The sequence below is a fragment of the Variovorax sp. AC103 genome (genome assembly GCF_979254005.1).
This window is the reverse complement of record NZ_CEEDFC010000014.1, coordinates 183,030-203,395: the sequence shown is the minus strand read 5'-3', so window position 1 is coordinate 203,395 and position 20,366 is coordinate 183,030. Positions and strand designations below refer to the sequence as shown.

Annotated in this window: 18 protein-coding genes; 1 reads left to right on the top strand and 17 read right to left on the bottom strand. The window is 69.2% G+C overall.

Annotated features, from left to right (window positions below):
• Positions 1-13: 13 nt before the first annotated feature.
• From AC0IYU_RS21095 to AC0IYU_RS21075, 5 genes are all read right to left on the bottom strand, one after another.
• A complete protein-coding gene (locus AC0IYU_RS21095; RefSeq protein ID WP_472120704.1) occupies positions 14-2,413 on the bottom strand; it encodes a 3-hydroxyacyl-CoA dehydrogenase/enoyl-CoA hydratase family protein in 2,400 nt (799 codons plus the stop codon).
• A gap of 121 nt (positions 2,414-2,534) precedes the next feature.
• Positions 2,535-2,969, bottom strand: a complete 435-nt coding sequence (locus AC0IYU_RS21090; RefSeq protein ID WP_472120702.1) for a DUF2147 domain-containing protein — start codon at positions 2,967-2,969, stop codon at positions 2,535-2,537.
• Positions 2,970-3,029: 60 nt separating this feature from the next.
• Positions 3,030-4,826 (bottom strand): acyl-CoA dehydrogenase C-terminal domain-containing protein, encoded by a 1,797-nt coding sequence (locus AC0IYU_RS21085; protein ID WP_472120700.1) that lies wholly within the window; start codon positions 4,824-4,826, stop codon positions 3,030-3,032.
• A 76-nt stretch (positions 4,827-4,902) separates the two neighbouring features.
• Positions 4,903-5,598 carry a TetR/AcrR family transcriptional regulator gene (locus AC0IYU_RS21080; RefSeq protein WP_472120699.1) on the bottom strand — a complete coding sequence of 232 codons (696 nt, stop codon included), beginning with the start codon at positions 5,596-5,598 and terminating at the stop codon, positions 4,903-4,905.
• Between the two features lie 153 nt (positions 5,599-5,751).
• Positions 5,752-6,510: an SDR family oxidoreductase gene (locus tag AC0IYU_RS21075; RefSeq protein ID WP_472120697.1), complete on the bottom strand. Its 759-nt coding sequence runs from the start codon at positions 6,508-6,510 to the stop codon at positions 5,752-5,754.
• A 109-nt stretch (positions 6,511-6,619) separates the two neighbouring features.
• On the opposite strand from AC0IYU_RS21075, the gene AC0IYU_RS21070 reads away from it, so the two are divergent.
• Positions 6,620-7,507: a LysR family transcriptional regulator gene (locus AC0IYU_RS21070; RefSeq protein WP_435486337.1), complete on the top strand. Its 888-nt coding sequence runs from the start codon at positions 6,620-6,622 to the stop codon at positions 7,505-7,507.
• Positions 7,508-7,516: 9 nt separating this feature from the next.
• Here AC0IYU_RS21070 and AC0IYU_RS21065 read toward each other — a convergent pair whose 3' ends face one another.
• Genes AC0IYU_RS21065 through AC0IYU_RS21010 form a run of 12 tightly spaced genes read right to left on the bottom strand, consistent with a single transcriptional unit; the run spans position 7,517 to position 20,263 of the window.
• Complete coding sequence (locus tag AC0IYU_RS21065) at positions 7,517-8,380, bottom strand: isocitrate lyase/PEP mutase family protein (RefSeq protein WP_472120695.1); 864 nt, start codon at positions 8,378-8,380, stop codon at positions 7,517-7,519.
• Positions 8,377-9,789 (bottom strand): FAD-dependent oxidoreductase, encoded by a 1,413-nt coding sequence (locus tag AC0IYU_RS21060; protein WP_472120693.1) that lies wholly within the window; start codon positions 9,787-9,789, stop codon positions 8,377-8,379. Before AC0IYU_RS21060 ends, AC0IYU_RS21065 begins: the two co-directional genes overlap by 4 nt.
• Complete coding sequence (locus AC0IYU_RS21055) at positions 9,786-10,400, bottom strand: cysteine hydrolase family protein (protein ID WP_472120691.1); 615 nt, start codon at positions 10,398-10,400, stop codon at positions 9,786-9,788. The genes AC0IYU_RS21060 and AC0IYU_RS21055 overlap by 4 nt, the downstream gene beginning before the upstream one ends.
• Complete coding sequence (locus AC0IYU_RS21050; protein ID WP_472120690.1) at positions 10,397-12,451, bottom strand: hydantoinase/oxoprolinase family protein; 2,055 nt, start codon at positions 12,449-12,451, stop codon at positions 10,397-10,399. The genes AC0IYU_RS21055 and AC0IYU_RS21050 overlap by 4 nt, the downstream gene beginning before the upstream one ends.
• A complete protein-coding gene (locus tag AC0IYU_RS21045) occupies positions 12,448-14,145 on the bottom strand; it encodes a hydantoinase B/oxoprolinase family protein (protein WP_472120688.1) in 1,698 nt (565 codons plus the stop codon). The genes AC0IYU_RS21050 and AC0IYU_RS21045 overlap by 4 nt, the downstream gene beginning before the upstream one ends.
• Positions 14,138-14,659, bottom strand: coding sequence for a LeuD/DmdB family oxidoreductase small subunit (locus AC0IYU_RS21040; RefSeq protein WP_472120686.1), 522 nt, complete (start codon positions 14,657-14,659; stop codon positions 14,138-14,140). Before AC0IYU_RS21040 ends, AC0IYU_RS21045 begins: the two co-directional genes overlap by 8 nt.
• Positions 14,656-15,951, bottom strand: a complete 1,296-nt coding sequence (locus AC0IYU_RS21035) for a 3-isopropylmalate dehydratase large subunit (protein WP_472120684.1) — start codon at positions 15,949-15,951, stop codon at positions 14,656-14,658. Before AC0IYU_RS21035 ends, AC0IYU_RS21040 begins: the two co-directional genes overlap by 4 nt.
• Positions 15,948-16,913, bottom strand: a complete 966-nt coding sequence (locus AC0IYU_RS21030; RefSeq protein WP_472120682.1) for a tripartite tricarboxylate transporter substrate binding protein — start codon at positions 16,911-16,913, stop codon at positions 15,948-15,950. The genes AC0IYU_RS21035 and AC0IYU_RS21030 overlap by 4 nt, the downstream gene beginning before the upstream one ends.
• 30 nt (positions 16,914-16,943) lie before the next feature.
• Complete coding sequence (locus tag AC0IYU_RS21025) at positions 16,944-17,654, bottom strand: ABC transporter ATP-binding protein (protein WP_472120680.1); 711 nt, start codon at positions 17,652-17,654, stop codon at positions 16,944-16,946.
• The gene (locus AC0IYU_RS21020) at positions 17,651-18,421 is read right to left on the bottom strand and encodes an ABC transporter ATP-binding protein (RefSeq protein ID WP_472120678.1); all 771 of its coding nucleotides are present in this window, start codon (positions 18,419-18,421) and stop codon (positions 17,651-17,653) included. Before AC0IYU_RS21020 ends, AC0IYU_RS21025 begins: the two co-directional genes overlap by 4 nt.
• Positions 18,414-19,394 carry a branched-chain amino acid ABC transporter permease gene (locus AC0IYU_RS21015; protein WP_472120677.1) on the bottom strand — a complete coding sequence of 327 codons (981 nt, stop codon included), beginning with the start codon at positions 19,392-19,394 and terminating at the stop codon, positions 18,414-18,416. The genes AC0IYU_RS21020 and AC0IYU_RS21015 overlap by 8 nt, the downstream gene beginning before the upstream one ends.
• Complete coding sequence (locus tag AC0IYU_RS21010) at positions 19,391-20,263, bottom strand: branched-chain amino acid ABC transporter permease (RefSeq protein ID WP_435437930.1); 873 nt, start codon at positions 20,261-20,263, stop codon at positions 19,391-19,393. Before AC0IYU_RS21010 ends, AC0IYU_RS21015 begins: the two co-directional genes overlap by 4 nt.
• Between the last annotated feature and the right edge of the window lie 103 nt (positions 20,264-20,366).

Genomic DNA, 20,366 nt, shown 5'->3' with positions numbered 1-20,366 from the left:
GGAGAAATGCAGGTCAGTTCCGTACCGGCTTCCCCGTACTCAGCATCCCCATGATCCGCTCCTGCGTCTTCGGATGCACGATCAGCGAGCAGAACGCCTTGCGTTCCAGCGTCATCAGGTATTCCTCGGTCACGAGCGAACCCGCGTCCACATCGCCGCCAGTCACCACGTTCGCGATCAGGCTCGCAATGTGAAAGTCGTGCGCACTGATGAACCCGCCGTCGCGCATGTTCACCAGCTGCCCCTTGATCGTGGCCGCGCCGCTGCGCCCCGCCACGCGGAAGCTGCGGCGCAGTGGCGCGCGGTAGCCGGCGTCGGCCATCGCCTTGGCCTGCTGCAGCGCCACGTACAGCAGCTCGTCCTTGTTCGGCACGATCACGTCGCTGTCGAGCAGGTAGCCCAGCTTCTTCGAATCGAGCGCGCCCGTGCCCACCTTCGCCATGGCGGCGGCGGTGAAGCCTTCGGTCAGGAACGGCAGCAGGTCGGTGCCCGTCGAGGCCGCGGCGTTCTCAGCCGCGCGGCGTGCGATGTAGGTCAGACCGCCCGCGCCGGGGATAAGCCCCACGCCGACTTCGACCAGCCCGATGTAGCTTTCCATCGCCGCCACGCGCCTGGACGAATACACCGCCAATTCGCAGCCGCCGCCCAGCGCCAGGCCGCGCACGGCCGACACCACCGGCACGCTGGCGTAGCGGATCTTGAGCATCACGTTCTGCAGCTCTTCTTCCGCGCCTTCGACCGCGCCGATGCCCGCGACCACGAAGGCCGGCAGCATCGCCTGCAGGTCGGCGCCGACGGAGAACATCTCGTCGGGCGACCAGATCACCAGGCCCTTGTACTCGGCCTCGGCCAGCTCGACCGCGGCGCCCAGCGCCTCGGCCACGTCGGGGCTGATGGCGTGCATCTTCGAATGGATGCTGGCGATCAACACCTCGCCGTCCAGCGTCCACACGCGCACGTCGCCTTCGTCGCTGATCGTGGTGCCGGCGGTGTTGGCATCGGCCGCGTTCGCGCCCAGCACGCTCTCGGGGAACAGCTGACGGTCGTGCACCGGCAGCTTGCGCTGCGGGATGAACTGGCCCTGCAACGCGCTCCATGAACCTTCGGGCGTGTGCACGCCACCGGCCTTGGCAACCGCGCCTTCGAACACCCACTTGGGCAGCGGCACCGTGCTCAGCGCCTTGCCCGCGTCGATGTCTTCCTGGATCCACTTGGCAACCTGTGCCCAGCCCGCTTCTTGCCACAGCTCGAACGGGCCTTGCTTCATGCCGAAGCCCCAGCGCATCGCGAAGTCGATGTCGCGCGCGCTCTCCGCAATGTCGGCCAGGTGCACGGCGGCGTAGTGAAAGCCGTCGCGCAGGATCGCCCACAAAAACTGCCCCTGCGGCCCTTCGCTCTCGCGCAGCAATTTCAGGCGCTCGCCCGCGGGCTTCTTCAGCATGCGGCCGTACACCTCGTCGGCCTTGGCGCCGGCGGGCACGTACTCGCCGCTCTTCAAGTCGAAGCGCAGGATGTCGCGGCCGACCTTCTTGAAGAAGCCGGCCTTGGTCTTCTGGCCCAGGTTGCCCAGCTCCAGCAGCTTGGCGAGCACCGGCGGCGTCGCGAAGTTGGCGTAGAACGGATCGGTCTCGGCGTTCAGGGTGTCCTGCAGCGTCTTCACGACATGGGCCATCGTGTCCAGCCCCACCACGTCGGCGGTGCGGAAGGTGCCCGAGCTCGCGCGGCCCAGCTTCTTGCCCGTGAGGTCGTCCACCACGTCGGGCGTGAGGCCGAACTTCTCGACTTCCTTCAACGTGGCCAGCATGCCGGCGATGCCGACGCGGTTGGCGATGAAGTTGGGCGTGTCGTGCGCGCGCACCACGCCCTTGCCCAGCGTGCTGGTGACGAAGGCCTCGAGGTCGTCGAGCACCTGCGGCTGCGTGGTGGGCGTGTTGATCAGCTCCACCAGGAACATGTAGCGCGGCGGGTTGAAGAAGTGAATGCCGCAGAAGCGCGGCTTCAGCGCTTCGGGCAACGCCTCGCTGAGCTTGGTGATCGACAGGCCCGAGGTGTTCGAGGCCAGGATCGAGTGCCTGGCCACATGCGGCGCGATCTTCTTGTAGAGATCGAGCTTCCAGTCCATGCGCTCGGCAATGGCTTCGATGATGAGATCGCACTCGCCGAGCCTGGCGAGGTCGTCCTCGTAGTTGGCCTGCTCGATCAACACGGCATCGGCCACGTCGCCGAGCGGCGCGGGCTTGAGCTTCTTGAGGTTGTCGATGGCGCGCGTGACGATGCCGTTCTTCGGGCCTTCCTTGGCGGCCAGGTCGAACAGCACGACAGGCACGCGCACGTTGACGAGGTGGGCCGCAATCTGCGCGCCCATCACGCCGGCGCCGAGCACGGCGACCTTCTTCACTTGAAATCGGGACATGGCGGAGTTTCGAAGTTCTGAATCAGTTCGGGGAACACCGCGGAACCGGCTTTGCCGGGCCGCTGGTGTTGCCCCCTCGAGGGGGAGGCTGCTACACGACGTGAGCAGCTACGGGGGTGGGTCAAGGAACACGGTTCCAGGTTTGGGTGCGCCAGAAGGGGCCCAGGTAGCCGCGCACTTCGAGCTTCCTGCCGCCGTCGACGGGCGTGAAGCTGGCGCGGTATTCCTTGCCGTTCTCGGGGTCGAGGATCTTGCCGCCTTCCCAGACGTCCTTGCCCTCCGCCTTCTTGCCGCCACGGATGATGTCCAGGCCGACCATGGGCTTGCCCTTGCGGTCGTCGCTGCATTCGTCGCAGGTGGCGCCGGGCTTGGCGTCCTTGCCCAGTGCCTTCTCGATGCGACCGAGCAGCGCGCCGTTGGTCTCGGCAATGCTGATCTCGGCCTTGACCTCGCCGGTCTTGTCGTCCACGTTGCGCCACAGGCCCACGGGCGTGGACTGGGCCATGGCCGAGGCCGCCGTGACGGCGAACAGAACGGCTGCGAATGTTTTTTTCATGCGTGTCTCCCGCAGAGTCGAAGGAAAGGGCAAAAAGGGCAAAAGGGCAAGGGGCCGGCCTCAGGCCAGCGCCGCGTCGGTGTCCATCAGCACCTTGCTGCCGGCGCGCGCGGTGCGCATCAGCGTCGCGGTCTCGGGGAACAGCTTGGCGAAATAGAAGCGCGCGGTCTGCAGCTTGGCCACGTAGAAGGGATCGGCGTTGCCGGCGGCAATTTCGCGCAACGCGACCTGCGCCATGCGTGCGAACAGGTAGCCGAACACGAAGTGACCGGCCACGCGCAGGTAGTCCACCGCGGCGGCGCCCACTTCGTCGGGGTTCTGGAAGCCCTTGAAGCCGATCTCGGTGGTGAACTTGGTGAGCTGGTCGCCCAGCATGGCAATCGGGTTGATGAACTCGGCCATCTTCTCGTTCACGCCCTCTTCTTCCACCAGCTTCGCGACGAGCTTGCCGAACTTCTTCAGCGACGCGCCGTTGTTGCCCAGCACCTTGCGGCCCAGCAGGTCCAGCGACTGGATGGTGTTGGTGCCCTCATAGATCATGTTGATGCGGTTGTCGCGCACGAACTGCTCCATGCCCCATTCCTTGATGAAGCCGTGGCCGCCGAACACCTGCATGCACGCGTTGGTCGCGATGTGGCCGTTGTCGGTGATGAAGGCCTTCACGATGGGCGTGAGCAGCGCCACCAGCTCGCCCGAGTCCTTGCGCACCTTCTCGTCGGGGTGGTTGTGTTCCTTGTCGAGCAGCAGCGTGCAGAAGATCTGCAGCGCGCGGCCACCTTCGGCATAGGCCTTGGCGGTGAGCAGCATCTTGCGCACGTCGGGGTGCACGATGATCGGGTCGGCTTCCTTGTCCTTGGCCTTCACGCCCGACAGCGAACGCATCTGCGTGCGGTCCTTGGCGTAGGCCAGTGCGTTTTGATAAGCCACTTCGGTCAGGCCCAGCGACTGGTTGCCCACGCCCAGGCGCGCGGCGTTCATCATCACGAACATCGCGGCCAGGCCCTTGTTGGGCTCGCCCACCAGCGTGCCGGTGGCGCCTTCGATCACGATCTGCGCGGTGGCGTTGCCGTGGATGCCCATCTTGTGCTCCAGGCCGGCGCAGAAGATCGGGTTGCGCTCACCCAGCGAGCCGTCGGCATTGACGTGGAACTTGGGCACCACGAACAGGCTGATGCCCTTGCTCCCCTTGGGCGCGTCCGGCAGGCGGGCCAGCACCAGGTGAATGATGTTGTCCGTCATGTCGTGCTCGCCGGCCGAGATGAAGATCTTGCTGCCGGTGATGCGGTAGGTGCCGTCGGCCTGCGGCTCGGCCTTGGTGCGCAAGAGGCCCAGGTCGGTGCCGCAATGGGGTTCGGTCAGGCACATGGTGCCGGTCCACTCGCCGCTCGTGAGCTTGGGCAGGTAGGTCTTCTTCTGTTCTTCGGTGCCGTGGGCCACCAGCGCCTCGTACGCGCCGTGCGACAGGCCGGGGTACATGGTCCAGGCCTGGTTGGCGCTGTTGAGCATCTCGAACAGGCACTGGTTCACCACGAAGGGCAGGCCCTGGCCGCCGAAGGCCGGGTCGCACGACAGCGCGGGCCAGCCGCCTTCCACGTACTTGGCGTAGGCGGCCTTGAAGCCCTTGGGCGTGGTCACTTCATGGGTGGCCTTGTCGAGCACGCAGCCTTCTTCGTCGCCGCTGATGTTCAGCGGAAAGGTCACTTCGGCGGCGAACTTGCCGGCCTCTTCGATCACCGCGTTGATGGTGTCGGCATCGGTCTCGGCATGGGCCGGCAGCGCCTTGAGTTCCTCGGCGACGTTGAGCATTTCGTGCAGCACGAACTGCATGTCGCGAACGGGGGGGGTGTAGGTAGGCATCCGGAACTCTCCTGGTCGAAGCTAGATAGAAAAAAGAAAAAACAGAAACGTGAAAGCGGGACGAGCCGCGCGCGTGTCAGCGCACGGTCTTCAAGCGGCGGCCCGCGGGTGCGGCTGCGGTGGCAGCCTCCGGCTTGGGGGCCTCGGGGGTCGCGCTGCGCGCGAGGATGTTGTCGAAACCGACGTTGGCGCGGCCGATGGAGCCGGGCACCTGGAGAAAGCGCGCCTCGTAGTGCAGCGCGAGGATCAGGCCGTGGATCTCGAAACCCACCTGGCGCTCGTCGGCGTCGGCGCACAGGTGGCCTTCACTTTTCGACTGCACGATGGCGCGCAGCACGGCGGCCTGCCAGATGCTGACCGACTCGACCAGCGCGTCGCGCACCGGCCCCGGACGGTCGTCGAATTCGGAGGCGCCGCTGATGTAGATGCAGCCCGAGTCGATTTCGGTCGAGGTGCGCTTCATCCAGTTGGCGAACATGGCGCGCAGCCGCGGCAGGCCGCGCGGCGCCTTCAGGGCGGGGAAGAACACCTCTTGCTCGAAGCGCGCGTGGTATTCGCGCACCACCGAGATCTGCAGTTCCTCGCGCGAGCCGAAGTGGGCGAACACGCCCGACTTGCTCATCTTGGTGATCTCGGCCACGGCGCCGATCGACAGGCCTTCCAGCCCGATCTGCGCGGCCAGCGCCAGCGCGGCGTCGACGATGACGGCCTTGGTCTGCTGGCCCTTCTGGGCGGCGCGAGCGGGCTTGGCGGGAGCGGCGGTGGCGGTCATCGTGGAAATCCCAGGCAAAAAACGAACGGTCGTTCTATTTTGCAGGGACTTCGAGGTTTCGGCTTCCAGAAACCTTCAGTTGTTGAAGGTTAATTGAAACGGGAAGGGGCCGCCGCCGGCCCCTTTCCTCGGTCATGTGGGCGACCGTGCGACTCAGAACTCCTGCGACACCGGCCGCACCACCACTTCGTTGATGTCCACGTTCGCCGGCTGCTCCACCGCGTAGACCACGGCACGCGCCACCGCGTCGGCCGGGATCTGGTTGGCGTCATAGAACGCCTTCACGCCGGCCGCGCTGTCGGCGTCGCTGCTGCCGAACTTCAGCTCCGACTCGACCGCGCCGGGCGACACCGTGGTCACGCGCACGCCGCTGTTGCCCATTTCGATGCGCAGCCCTTCGGAGATGGCGCGCACTGCATGCTTGGTCGCGCTGTACACCGTGCCGATGGGCGTGAACACCTTGAAGCCGGCGATGGACGCCACGTTCAGGATGTGGCCGCTGCCCTGCGCCTGCATGCGCGGCAGTACCGCGGCAATGCCGTACAGCACGCCCTTGATGTTGACGTCGATGGTGCGGTCCCACTCGTCGACCTTGAGCTTCTCGATGGGCGACAGCGGCATCACGCCCGCGTTGTTGACCAGCACGTCGATGCGCCCGAAGGCCTCGACCGTGGCCACGGCCAGCTTGTCGAGGTCGGCGCGCTTCGCCACGTCGGTGGCCACGGCAATGGCTTCGCCGCCGGCCTCGCGGATCTCGGCGACCACCTGGTCGAGGCGCTCGGTGCGGCGCGCGGCCAGCACCACTTTGGCGCCGCGCGCGGCCAGGTGCCGCGCCATGGATTCGCCGATGCCGCTGCTCGCGCCGGTGACGATGGCGACCTTGCCCTTGATGTTGTCTTGAACGGATGTCATGGGAAATTCCTTTCGGGTGTGTTGAAGAAGTGCATGCAGTGTGGAAAATCCACGCGTTCCAGTAAATGAAACTCTGGCGACTTCAGAATTCCTCAACAAGGAACACTCCATGTCCAACCGCCTCGAAGCCCTGCGCGTCTTTTTCACCGCTGCCGATGCCGCCAACTTCCGCGAGGCCGCCGTGCGCCTGTCCGTGTCGCCGCAGGTGGTGACGCGTGCGGTGCGCGAGTTGGAAGAAGAACTGGGCGAGCCGCTGTTTCACCGCAGCACGCGCGGCGTGCAGCTCACCGATTTCGGCCGGCAGCTCGCACAGCGCGCGCGTGCCGCGGTGGGCGGCGTCGACGCGCTGTTCCACCGCACCGACCGGCGCGCGCTGTCGCAGCACGCGGGCACGGTGCGGGTCACGGCGCCCAACGTGTTCGGCCGCCGGCTGATCCCGCAGGTGCTGGCGCCGATGCTGGCCGAGCATCCCGGCCTGGTGCTCGACCTGAGGCTGTCGGAGACCCATGCCGACGTGGTCGACGAGCAGATCGACATCGGGGTGCGGGCAGGCCCCATCCGCGATGCGCGCTTCGTCGCGCGCACCGTCGGCAAGATGCGCCTCTACGTGGTGGCCGCGCCGGCGCTGATCGAGCGCACCGGCATTCCGAAGAGCCTCGATGCGCTGCCCGGCTTTCCGCTCACCGCGCTGATGGACCGCAGCTCGGGCCGCCCGTGGTCGTGGTTCTTCAGCAAGGGGCGGCAGGTGCCGATCGCCGCGCCGTCCTTCGTCACCGACGACGTCGATGCGGAATGCGCGGCGGTGCTGGCGGGCATCGGCTTCGGCCAGCTCGTGGGGCCGCTGGCCGAGCCGCTGCTGCAGTCGGGCGCGCTGGTGCCGGTGCTGGAGGCCGAGGCGCCCGAGCCCTGGCCCATCCATGTCTACCGCTCGCAGCGCGCGCCGGTGCCGGCGCGCGTGCGGCTGGTGTACGACGCGCTGGTCCGCGCGTTGCGCTGAGCCGCGTCGTCAGTCGTACTTCTGGCCGGTGCGCATCAGCTCGGGCGTGCCGATCACCTCGTTGAGCGCATCGAAGTCCAGCATCTGCGGCCGCCACGGCTGCGTGGTGCGGTGCTGGTGCAGGCTCGCGTAGTAGCCCTGCAGCGTGTGCACCACCGCTCGCGCCGTGCCGCCCGGGAAGATGGCGATGCGAAAGCCGTGCTTCTGCAGCGCATCGGCATCCTGGATCGGCGTCTTGCCGCCTTCGACCATGTTGGCCAGCAGCGGCACGCGGTCGCCGAATCGCTGGCACGCCGCATCCATCTGCGCGGGCGAGCGCAGCGCCTCGATGAAGAGCGCGTCCACGCCGCATTCGAGGTAGGCCTCGGCGCGGTCGAGCGCGGCCTCCAGCCCTTCGACCGCCACCGCGTCGGTGCGCGCGAGGATCAGCGTGTCGCTCGAGGCGCGCGCGTCCAGCGCGGCCTTGAGCTTGCCGACCATCTCGCGCTCGGGCACCACGGCCTTGCCGTCGAGGTGGCCGCAGCGCTTGGGAAAGGTCTGGTCCTCGATCTGCACCATGGCCGCGCCCGCGCGCTCGAAGCCGCGCACCGTGCGCTGCGTGTTCAGCGCGTTGCCGAAGCCGGTGTCGGCATCGACGATCACCGGCAGGTTCACGCGCTCGGTGATGCGCGCGAGCGTGTCGGCCACCTCGGTGAAGGTGGTCAGGCCGATGTCGGAGCGGCCCAGCCGCGTGTAGGCGATCGATGCGCCCGAGAGGTACAGCGCCTCGAAGCCGGCCTGTTCGGCCACCAGCGCGCTCAGCGCGTCGTACACGCCCGGGGCCAGCACGATGTCGTTGCGCGCCAGCCGGGTCTTGAAGTTCTCGGTCGTCATGCGGACGCCTCCTTGGATCGAATGAACGCGGCAGCCGTGTGCGCCGCGATGTAGCCACCGGCCACGGCGCTCAGCAGGCCGTTGCCGGAGAGATAGCCCCACACCGCGTCGCCCGAGACGCCGCCCGCCGCGCCGCCCGCCGCGAGCAGGTTGGGCAGCGGCGAGCCGTCTTGCCGCAGCACGCGCATGTCGGGCGCGGTGGCCAGCCCGCCCTGGGTGTGGAAGAGCGCGCCAGTCACCTTGACGGCGAAATACGGCGCGTCGAGCCCGCGTGCGAACACGCGGCCGTCGGCGGCCGGCGTCCCACCGCGCATCGCATCGAGCGTGGCCTGCAGCACCGCGCGCTCGCAGCCGATGCAGTCGGCCAGCGCATCCACCGAGTCGCAGCGGCGCAGCGCGCCCGCCGCCTCGGCCTCGCAGAAATCGGGAAAGCCGCGCGCCAGCGCGAGCAAGGGCGTGTCGAACACGTTCCACGCAATGCCGCCCGGCTGCGCGAGCACGTGCACCGCAGCCTCGGAGTAGCCCTGTGTTTCGTCGTGGAAGCGACAGCCTTCGCTGTTGAGCTGCACGCCGCCTTCCATCATCACGGCCCACGACATCAAGGCGCCCTGCGGCGTCACCCACGAGCCGTGCCCCTGGTAGCCGCCCAGGTCGCGCAGTTGCGCACCCAGCGCCTCGCCCCAGAGGATGGCGCTGCCGTCGTTGCCCACATGCCCGCCGAAGGTGGCCTCGGCCATCTCGGGCAGCAGCGTGCGCACCATCTGCGTGTTGCCGCCGAAGCCGTTGCAGGCGAGCAGCAGCGCGTCGCAGCCCAGCGTCTCGTGCCGGCCGTCGGGGCGCAGGTAGTCGATGCCGATCACGCGGTCTTCATCGTCGAGCACCAGGGTGTCGACCACCGCCTGCGTGAGCACGGGGGCGCCGGCGGCCTCGACAGCGGCCTGCAGCGCCGCCATGAGCGCGGCGCCCGTCTTCTGGGGCAGCGCGTGCATGCGGTGCACGCTGTGGCCGGGGTAGAGAAAGCCGTCGAGCAGCATCCACGCCAGGCCATGGCGTTCCTGCAGCGCATCGAGCGCAGGGCCGATGGCGGCGGCATAGGCCTCGACCAGCGCGGGCGCCGCACGGCCGTGCGCCTTGGCCTGGATGTCGGCCGCGAAGCGCGCCGCGCTGTCGCCGGCCACGCCGTGCGCGCGCTGCGTGCGCGTGCCCGGCGCGGGAATGAAGCCCGAGGACAGCGCGGTCGATCCGCTGGGCAACGCATCGCGTTCGAGCACCACGCAGTCGACGCCGGCATCGGCCAGCATCAGCGCAGCGGTGAGCCCGCAGGCGCCACCGCCGACGATGGCCACCGCCACATGCACGTCGGCCTCGACCGAGGCCGCACGGCGAATGGTTCGCACGGGTTGCGTCATGCGATCGAATCGATGAAGGGCTGGCAGTTCGTGACCTCGGCCACGTTGCGCATGTCGGCCAGCGAGATGTTGTGGCGCTCCTCGCCGAAGGCCGCGCAGCCGTCGCCTAGCACCAGCGTGCGGTAGTCGCGCATGTGCGCGTCGCGCACCGTGCTGGCCACGCCGCCGTTGGTGACGATGCCGCAGACCGCCACGGTGGCTATGCCCGCGCGCCGCAGCACCCAGTCGAGCTGGGTGTTGAAGAAGGCCGAGTAGGCGACCTTGCTCACCGTGACGTCGACCAGGCCCGCGAGCGCATCGACGTTGGCCTGGCCCCAGCTGCCGGGCGCGAAGTCGCCCTTGGCCAGGTACGGGCGCAGCGCCTTCAGGTGCGGCGACACCATCGGCTCGCCCTTCGCATCGGGCCACAGCGTGAACTGGCTCGCGACCACCAAGCCGCCCGCCGCCTTCAGCGCACGCGCCACCGCGGCCACGCGCTCGGGCAGCAGCAAGGCAGGCGGGTTGGTGTCGCCGCCGCGCGCATAGGCGCCCTTCGCATCCAGAAAGTCGTTCTGCAAGTCGATGACGACCAGCGCCGTCTTCGCCGCGATCACCTTCGCGCCTTCGCTCACGACGGCCTCACCAGCAGGTTGCCGTGCGCATCGACCTCGGCGTGGAAGCCGGGTTCCAGCCACACGGTGGTGTCGGCCTGCTCCAGGATCGCGGGCCCGTCGATGCGCGAAGCCACCGGCAGTTCGAGCCGTGCATAGCGCACGGCATCGTGCCACTGGCCCTGATGGAACACGCGCTGCGTGCCCAGCGGCGCAGTGCTGCCCTCGCCTTCGGGCGCCAGCACCTTCAGGTCGAACTTGGGCCGCACGCCGATGCGCGCGTAGCGCAGGTTCATCACGCGGATGGCGATGCCGTCGAGCACGCGGCCGAAGGCTGCAGTGTAGGCCGCCTCGAAGGCGGTGCGGATGGATGCGGCCGTGAGCGGCGCCTTGCCCGCATCGGCCAGCACCACGGGCAGCGTGTGCGTCTGGCCGGCGTAGAGCATGTCGAGCGCGACGACCTGCTTCACCTCGTCGAAGCGCACGCCCGAAGAATCGAGCCGCTCCTGGCAGCTGGCGGCCAGCGCGTCGATGCGGCGCTGCACATCGGCCACGTCCAGCTCGGCCAGCGGCTTGTTGAGCGTCTGCACCGCGTCGTGGCGCATGTCGGCGATCACGCAGCCCAGCGCGGAAGTCACGCCGGGGTAGCGCGGCACGATGCCCGTGGCCACGCCCACCTCGCGCATCATGGCGCACACATGCAGCGCGCCGCCGCCGCCGAAGGGCATGTAGGCGAAGCGGCGCGGGTCGTGCCCGCGCTCGATGGACACGAGGCGGATGGCACCGGCCATGCGCGCATTGGCCACGGTAAGAATCGCTTCGGCCGCCGCGTACACATCGAGGCCCAGCGGGCGTGCCACATGTTCCTCGATCGCCTGGCGCGACTTCTCGCCGTCCAGCGCCGCAAGCAGCCCGCCGCCGAGCGGACGGTCGGCGGCGATGCGCCCCAGCAGCACGTTCGCATCGGTCACCGTCGGGCGCATGTTGCCTCGGCCATAGCAGGCCGGGCCGGGCACGCTGCCCGCCGACTCGGGGCCCACCTGCAGCATGCCGCTCGCATCCACCGACGCGATGGAGCCGCCGCCGGCGCCGATGGTCTCGATCTGGATCATGGGCGAGCGGATCACCATGCCGAACTCGATGGCGGTCTGCGCCGCCAGCGCGGCCTCGCCGTTGGCCACCAGCGACACGTCGAAAGAGGTGCCGCCCATGTCGCCCGTGATCGCATTCGGAAAGCCCGCCGCGCGCGCGATGGCCGCGCAGGCGATCACGCCCGCCGCCGGGCCCGAGAGCGCCGTGCGCACCGGCAGGTCGCTGGCGGTCTGGCGCGACATCACGCCGCCGTTGCTCTGCACCACCAGCAGCTCGCCCGCGAAGCCCTGCGCGCGCAGGTCGCTCTCCAGCCGGCCCAGGTAGCTGCCCACCACCGGCTGCAGCGCGGCGTTGAGCGTGGCGGTCGAGCAGCGCTCGAACTCGCGGATCTCGGGCAGCACCTCGCTGGCCGAAGTCACGTGCGGGTTGGGCCACAGCTCGCGCACCGCGGCCACGGCCAGGCGCTCGTTCTCGGGGTTGGCATAGGTGTTGATGAAGAACACGCACACCGCCTCGCAGCCGGCCTCGAGCAGCGAGCGCGCCTCGGCGCGCACCTGCTCCAGGTCGACCGCCGTGTGCAGCGTGCCGTCGGCCAGCACGCGCTCGTCCACTTCGCGGCGCAGGTCGCGCGGCACCACGGGCTTGAAGCTGCCGCGCAGGCCCCAAGTCTCGGGCCGGTCGCGCCGGCGCATCTCGAGCACGTCGCGGAAGCCGCGCGTGGTGATGATGCCGGTGCGCGCCACCTTGCGCTCCAGCAGCGCGTTGGTACCCACGGTGGTGCCGTGCACGATGGTCGAGATGTCGGCGGCCGAGTCGGCCACGCGCGCCACGCCGTTCATGAAGCCGCGCGCTTCCTCGCCGCGCGTGGAAGGCACCTTGACGATGCGCGCGGTGCCGTTGGCTTCGTCGAGCACGAACAGGTCGGTGAAGGTGCCGCCGACATCGACGCCGACGACAAGGGATTTGGCAGGGGAAGTCATTCGGAGGCTTTCTTCTTGCTGTCGGTGTTCACGTAGCCCATGGCCGCGTCGGCCTCGCGCTGCGCGGGGTTGCGTTCGGCGCCATGGCCCCAGCCGCCGCCACCGGGGGTTTCCAGGCGCACGCGCTCGCCGCGCGCCAGCGTGATGCCGCGCATCTTCGACACCATGGGCGGTGTGTGCCACTCGCCCGCGTTCTCGTAGCTGAACACGTTGACCGCGCCCGGGCCGCCGCCCGCGATGCCCTTGGGCGGCGAGGTGCCGCGCTCGCCGAAGACGAACACTTCGGCGTCCTTCTCGAGCAGTTCGATTTCATAGACGGCGCCCAGCCCGCCGCGGTGCTGGCCGTCGCCGCCGGAGTCGGCGCGCAGCGACCATTCGGTGAAGCGCACCGGGTAGGCGGCTTCGAGAATCTCGAGCGGCGGAATGGTCGCGGTCGAGATCGGCGCGTTGCCGTGCGACAGCCCGTCGCCGCCCGAGTGGCCACCGTGACCGCCGCCGAAGAAGCTGAACATCACCCAGCGCTGGCCCTCGCGGCCCTTGTCGCTGCGGTGGCCCGCGATCGACAGCGCATTGATGGTGCCGTAGGCCTGCGCCACGGCGCGCGTGGGGTCGGCCTGCGCTGCGGCGCTGAAGATCACGTCGATCATGCGCAGGATGGTCTCGGTGTAGCCGCCGACCGGGCGCGGGCGCTCGCAGCTGATGACGAGCTTGTCGGGAATGACGAAGTCCACCGCATCGAGCACGCCGGCATTGGCCGGCACGTCGGGGAACAGGTGCTTGAGCGCGACGTAGCAGGCCGCGATGGCGGTGGCGCGCGAGATGTTCACCGGCCCCGCGCACTGCGGCGAGGTGCGCGAGAAGTCGAGCGTGAGCCGGTCGCCGGCCACGGTCATGTCGAGCGCGATGGTCAGCGGCTCGTTCACGATGCCGTCGTTGTCCAGCACGTCGTCGAAGCTGTAGCGCCCGTCGGGCAGCGAGGCGATGTGCGAGCGCATCAGGCGCAGCGCGCGGGTGCGCAGCTCGCTCAATGCGTTCAGCACCAGGTCGTCGCCGTACTCGTCGAGCAGGCCGTTCAGCCGCTTCTCGCCGAGCTCCAGCGCGGCGAGCTGGCCGTTCAGGTCGCCCCACAGGCTGTCGGGCAGGCGCGTGTTGGCCTGCAGGATGGCCAGCACGTCGGCGTCGAGCACGCCGTTGCGCACGATGCGCACCGGCGGAATCTGCACCGCCTCCTGCCAGCACTCGGTGGCCGCGGGGTTGTAGTTGCCGGGCACCGCGCCGCCCACGTCGTGCCAGTGCGCGGCCGAGGCCATGTGGCAGTAGAGCTTGCCGTTGCGAAAGAAGGGCTTCACCAGCTTGAAGTCGTTGGCGTGCGTGCCGCCGTCGTAGGCGTCGTTGCTGATCCAGATGTCGCCGTCCTTCATGCCGCCGCGCGGCTCGGCGGCCTTGGCGGTGGCGCGCACGGCGAAGGCCATGGCGCCCACGAACACCGGCAGGCCCGACTTGCCCTGCACCAGCGTGTCGCCGGTGGTGGCGTCGTACAGGCCGTGGCAGGCGTCGTGCGCCTCGGCAATGATGGGGTTGAACGCGCTGCGGTAGAGCGTGGCGTCCATCTCGTCGGCCACCTGTTCGAGGCGGCCGCGCAACACGGCGAGCGTGACGGGGTCGAGGGTTGTGGCGGAAGAAGGATCAGGCATCGGGGGCTTTCGTGAAGGCGGGGCGGCTGGAGCGCTGGCGCAGCTGGTTCAACAGTCCGCCGGCGCGGACCATGTCCATGAGGAATAGCGGCACCGGCTCGCAGGCCAGGCGCCGGGCGCCGGGTGCAACGATCTCGGGTGCCGTGGTGTCGAGGGCGATCTGCTCGCCCTCGTTCAGCGTCTCGGCCTCGGCGCAGGTCAGCAGCAGCAGGCCCACGTTGAAGGCATTGCGAAAGTACAGGCCGCTGTACGAAGGCGCGACGACCGCCGCCACGCCCAGGTGCACCAGCACGGCGGCGGCCTGCTCGCGCGAGGAGCCGATGCCGAAGTTGGGCCCGGCCACCAGCACGTCGCCGCGCTGCACGCCTGCGGCGAAGTCGGGGCGGATGGCTTCGAGGCAGTGCTTCGCGATGATGTCGATGCCGTGCTTCATGGCATGGCCCGGCGCGAGCAGGTCGGTGTCGATGTCGGCGCCCAGGCGCCAGACGCGGTGGGTGGCGCGTGTCACGCTCATTGCAGCACCTCGCGCGGATCGGTCACCTGGCCGCGCAGTGCCGCGGCCGCCACCGTGTAGGGCGAGCCCAGGTACACCTGCGCGGTCGGCGAGCCCATGCGGCCCTTGAAGTTGCGCGCCGTGGTCGAGATGACGGTGATGTCGTCGCCCATCGGGTCGCCGTAGCCCGAGCAGGCGCCGCAGGCGGTCGGGAACAGCTCGGCGCCCGCGTCCATCAGCACCTGCAGCACGCCCTCGGCGCGCGCCTGCTCCTGGTCCTGGATGCTGGCGGGCGCGACGATCAGGCGGATGCCCGCCGCCACCTTGTGCCCGCGCAGCACCTGGGCCGCGGCGCGCAGGTCGTCGAGCTTGGCGCCGGTGCACGCGCCGATGTAGGCCACGTCCACATGCGTGCCCGCATATCGGCTCACGCCGTGCGAGTTGGCCGGGCTGTGCGGCGCGGCGATGTGCGGCTCCAGCGTGGCGGCGTCGAAGCGGTGGCGCGTGAAGTCGGCGCCCTCGTCGGTGAACCAGCGGGCCATGTCCGCTCGTGGGGCGCCCGCGCCTTCGAGAAAGGCGGCCGTGGTCTCGTCGGGTGCGATGAGTCCGGCCTGCGCGCCCAGCTCGGCGCTCATGTTCGACAGCGTCATGCGCTCCTGCATCGACAGCGCCGTGACGGCCGGCCCCGCGAATTCGACCGCTTGGTAGCGCCCGCCGTTCATGCCGAAGCGCCCGATCATGTGCAGCATCATGTCCTTGGCGGTCACGCCCGCGGGCAATGCGCCGTCCCACCACATGCGGATGGTCTCGGGCACGCGCAGCCAGATCTCGCCGGTGACGACCACGCCGAGCATCTCGGTGCTGCCCACGCCGAACATGTAGGCGCCGAACGCGCCGCCCGTGGGCGAGTGCGAATCGCCGCCCACGCACAGCATGCCGGGGCGGATGTGGCCGTGCTGCGGCACCACCACGTGGCAGATGCCTTGACTGTCGTACACGTGGGGCAGCTGCTGGTCGCGCGCCCAGTCCCGCGCGATGCGCACGATGCGGCGCGAGTCGTCGTCGCGCTCGGGCACGTAGTGGTCCATCACGAGCACGATGCGCGAGCGGTCCCAGATCTGCGCGCCCAGCTCCTCGAGCATGGGCTTCAGGCGGCGCGGTCCCGAGGAGTCGTGGAACATGGCGAGGTCGACGCCGCAGGTCACGATCTCGCCCACGGCCACATGGTCGCGGCCGCTGGCGCGCGCGATGAGCTTCTGCGCCAGCGTCTGCGGTGGCGTCCCGGGCGCGCGGTTCAGTGCAGGCGAGGTCATTCCGGCTTGGCTCCGGAGAACTTCACGACCTTGGCCCAGCGCGGGATCTCGCTTTGCACGAAGGCGGCGAACTGCTCGGGCGAGTTGCCCACAGGAATGGCGCCTTCGGTCTCCAGCCGCTTGCGCATGTCGGGCTGCTGCAGCGCCTGGCGCGCCGCGTCGCCGAGCTTGCGCGCCACGTCGGCGGGCAGGCGTGCCGGGCCGAACAGGCCGAACCATGCGCTCGACTCGTAGCCCGGCAAGGCCTCGGCAATGGCCGGCACGTCGGGGAACGCGGGCAGGCGCTTGGCGGTGGTCACGCCCAGCGCCTTGAGCTTGCCGGCCTGGATGTGGGCCTTGACGTTGCCCACCGCCGCGAACATCAGCTGCACCTGGCCCGCGAGCAGGTCCTGCACGGCGGGCGCGGTGCCCTTGTAGGGGATGTTCACGATGTCCACGCCCGACTGCATCTTGAAGTCTTCGCCCGCCATGTGCAGCGACGAGCCCACCGCGCCGATGGCGAAGTTGAGCTGCCCCGGCTTGGCCTTGGCGAGCGCGATGAGTTCGCGCACGTTTTTCACCGGCAGGCTCGGGCTGGCGACCAGGATGGACGGCGAGGTGGCCACGCAGGTGAGCGCGGTGAAGTCCTTCACCGGATCGAAGGGCAGCGTGGGGTACAGCGTGGCGTTGATGGCATGGCTGGTGAAGCTCAGCAGCAGCGTGTGGCCGTCGGGCGCGGCCTTGGCGACCGCGTCGGCGGCGATGTTGCCGCCGGCGCCGGGCTTGTTCTCGACGATGACGGTGCGGCCCAGCGCGGGGCCCATGCTGACGGCCAGCGAGCGGGCCAGCGTGTCGGTCGAGCCGCCGGCGGGCGCGCCGACGAGGATGCGCACCGGCGCGCCGCCGATCTGCGCGCGGGCACCGGCGGCGAAGGCCAATGCGGCCAGCGCGGGGGGCGCGATGAGGATGTCACGGCGTTTCATAGGATGGTCTCCTTGTTTTTGTCGCGGGGCTCACAGCCCCAGGTAGGCGCGCCGCAGTTCGTCGCTGCCCAGCAGCGCGTCGGGCTTGCCCGAGAAGCGCACGCTGCCGTTTTCCAGCACGTAGGCGCGGTCGGCAATTTCCAGCGACTGGCCCACGTTCTGCTCGACCAGCAGCACCGCGAGGCCGCCATCGCGCAGCGTGCGGATGAGCGTGAACATCTCTTCCACCAGCAGCGGCGAGAGGCCCAGCGAAGGCTCGTCGAGGATCAGCAGCACCGGCTCGGCCATGAGCCCGCGTGCGATGGCCAGCATCTGCTGCTCGCCGCCGCTCATGGTGCCGGCGTGCTGTGCGATGCGCTCGCGCAGGCGCGGGAAGATGTGGAACATCTTCTCGACGTTGGCCGCGCGTCGCTCGCGGGCACGGGTGAAGGAGCCCAGCTCCAGGTTCTCCAGCACGCTGAGGTTGGGGAACACCTTGCGGCCTTCGGGCACCTGGATGAGGCCGGCCTTGACCACCTCGCGGTAGTGCGCGCCGGTGAGGTCCTTGCCGTCGAAGCGCACGGTGCCGCTCCAGGCGGGCACGAGGCCGCAGACCATCTTGTTGAGGGTCGACTTGCCCGCGCCGTTGCTGCCGAGCAGCGCGACCATTTCGCCGGCGTTGACCTGCAGGTCGACGCCGCGCAGCACTTCCACGCGGCCGTAGCCGCCGCGCAGGCCTTGAATGTCCAGCAGCGCGCTCATGCCTGGGCTCCCGATCCTGACGCCGCGGCCTTGCGCAGGCGCGCCGCCGTGCCGTGCCCCAGGTACGCCTCGACCACCCGATCGTCGGAAGTCACCTGCGCCGGGTTGCCCTCGGCAATGAGCTGGCCCTGCGCCAGCACCCACACATGCTCGGCCAGGTTCATCACGGCCTGCATCACGTGTTCGATCATCAGCACGGTCACGCCGCTGTCGGCAATGCCGCGCACCACCGGCATCATCTCGGCGATCTCCTGCGGGTTGAGGCCTGCGAGCACTTCGTCGAGCAGCAGCAGGCGGGGCCGCGTGGCAAGCGCGCGGGCGAGTTCGAGGCGCTTGCGGCCGGCCACGGTGAGGTCCGACGCGGGCTTGTCGAGCTGCGGCGCCAGGCCCACGCGCTGCGCGACGGCCTCGGCGTTCTGCAGGGCTTCGGCGCGGTTGCGCACATGCAGGTGCGCGCCCACGGCGATGTTCTCGCGCACGGTCTGCGCGGCGAAGGGCTTCACGATCTGGAAGGTGCGCGTCATGCCGAGCACGGCGTTGCGGTGCGGCTCGCGGCCGGTGATGTCCTGGCCGGCAAACCGCACGGTGCCGGCGTCGGGCTTCAGGAAGCCCGACATCAGCGCGAACAGCGTGGTCTTGCCCGCGCCGTTCGGCCCGATCAGCGCCGTGAGGCTGCCTTGCTGCACGGCCAGGCTCACGTTCTGCACGGCCTTCAGGCCGCCGAAGGAGCGCGAGATGCCGTCGAGTTTCAGGAGAGGCTCAGTCATGCTTGCCTCCCTTGGCGTTCCACAGCTGCCGCACCGAGAGCCCCAGGCCCGCGACACCGCGCGGCAGGAAGATCACGATGAGCACGAGCACCGTGCCGTAGATGACCATGTTGATGCCCGGCAGCTCGCCGAACAGGTTGCGCGTGAAGTCCGACAGCAGGTGCAGCACCGCCGCGCCGAGCACCGGCCCCCACAGCGTGCCCATGCCGCCCACGATGGCCGCGACCAGCGCCTCGACCGAGGTGACCGAGCCGTAGGCGATGCCCGCATCGATGTACTGGAACACCTGCACGTAGAACCCGCCGGCCGCGCCCATGAAGGCCGCCGAGATGCCGATGGCCGCGAGCTTGACGCAGAACGGGTTCACGCCCACGGCGCGCGCGGCGTCTTCGTTGTCGCGCACGGCCTGCAGGTAGGCGCCGAATCGGCCGTTGCGCAGCCACCAGGTGACCAGCAGCGCGACGACGACCATCGACAGCACCAGCCACAGGTAGCCCGCGCGCGAGGCGAACTGCATGTTGCCGATCGATTCGCGCAGCGGCACCATGAGCCCGACGCCGCCGCCGGTGAAGGGCACCGAGGTCGCGACGATGCGGAACACTTCGGCGAAGGCCAGCGTGACGAGCGCGAAATACGAGCCCTTCAGGCCGTAGCGGAAGGTGAGCGCGCCGACGAACAGGCCCACCAGCGCGGCGCCGGCCACGGCCATCGGCAGTGCGAGCCACGGGTTGAAGCCGCCCTGCAGTTGCGCGATGGCCTGGATGTAGGCACCGGTGCCGAAGAACAGCGCATGCCCGAACGAGAACTGCCCGCCGAAGCCGCCGAGGATGTTCCAGGCCTGCGCGATGAGGGTGGCGTAGAGCGCCATCATCACGAAGTTGAGCATGACGCCCGACTGGGTGACCAGCGGCACGCAGCCGACGACCACGGCGAAGAGCGCGATGCCCGCGAGTTGTTTCGTTCCCGCGTTCATGCCTTGGCTCCGAACATGCCCTGCGGGCGGAACAGCACGACGCCGATGAAGATGGCGAAGATGCCGATCTGGCCGAGCGACTCGCCCAGGTAGAGGCCGCCGAGCGACTCGACCACGCCCACGAGCAGGCCGCCGATGAGCGCGCCCACGAAGCTGCCCATGCCGCCGAGCACGACGATGGTGAAGGCCACGAGCACGAAGCCGCCGCCCACCTGGGGGTTGACGTAGTACGCGGGCAGCAGGAAGCACGCCGCCGCGCCGAGGCACGCCAGGCCGATGCCGAAACTCATGGCATACACATGGTCGACGTCGATACCCATGAGCTTGGCGCCCTCCTTCTCCTTGGCCACGGCGCGGATGGCGCGGCCGAGGTCGGTGCGGCCCATGATCCAGAACAGGATGCCCGACACCGCGAGCGCACCGGCGAAGGCGATGAGCTTGGGCACCGCGATCATGGCGGGGCCGATGGCGACGGTGCTCAGCGAATAGGCGGTGTCGATGCTGCGGGTGTCCGACTTGAAGAACAGCAGCGCGAGGTTCTCCATGACGATGGAAATGCCGAGCGTGGCGAGCAGGATGTTCTCGTCCTTGCCGTGGCCCGCGCGGTTGATGACGACGCGTTGCAGCGCATAGCCGAGCGCGAACATGCCCAGGATGGCGATGGGCAGCGCCATGTAGGGGTCGATGCCCAGACGCTCCTTGAGGAAGTAGACGACGTACAGGGCCAGCATCAGGCTGGCGCCGTGGGCAAAGTTGATGATGTGCAGCACGCCGTAGATCAGCGTGAGGCCCACGGCAATCAGGGCGTACACGGCGCCTGTGGTCAGTCCGTTGAGGACCGAGGGGAAGAGGATGTTGATGTCTAGCATTGGCTGGCTGGGTGCTTGGCTTCTTGTCTCTTTGTTCGGGCAGCCCGGCATGCAGTGCGGGCCATGCGACCCCACTGCGCCGGCCCGCACCGCATGCCGGGCT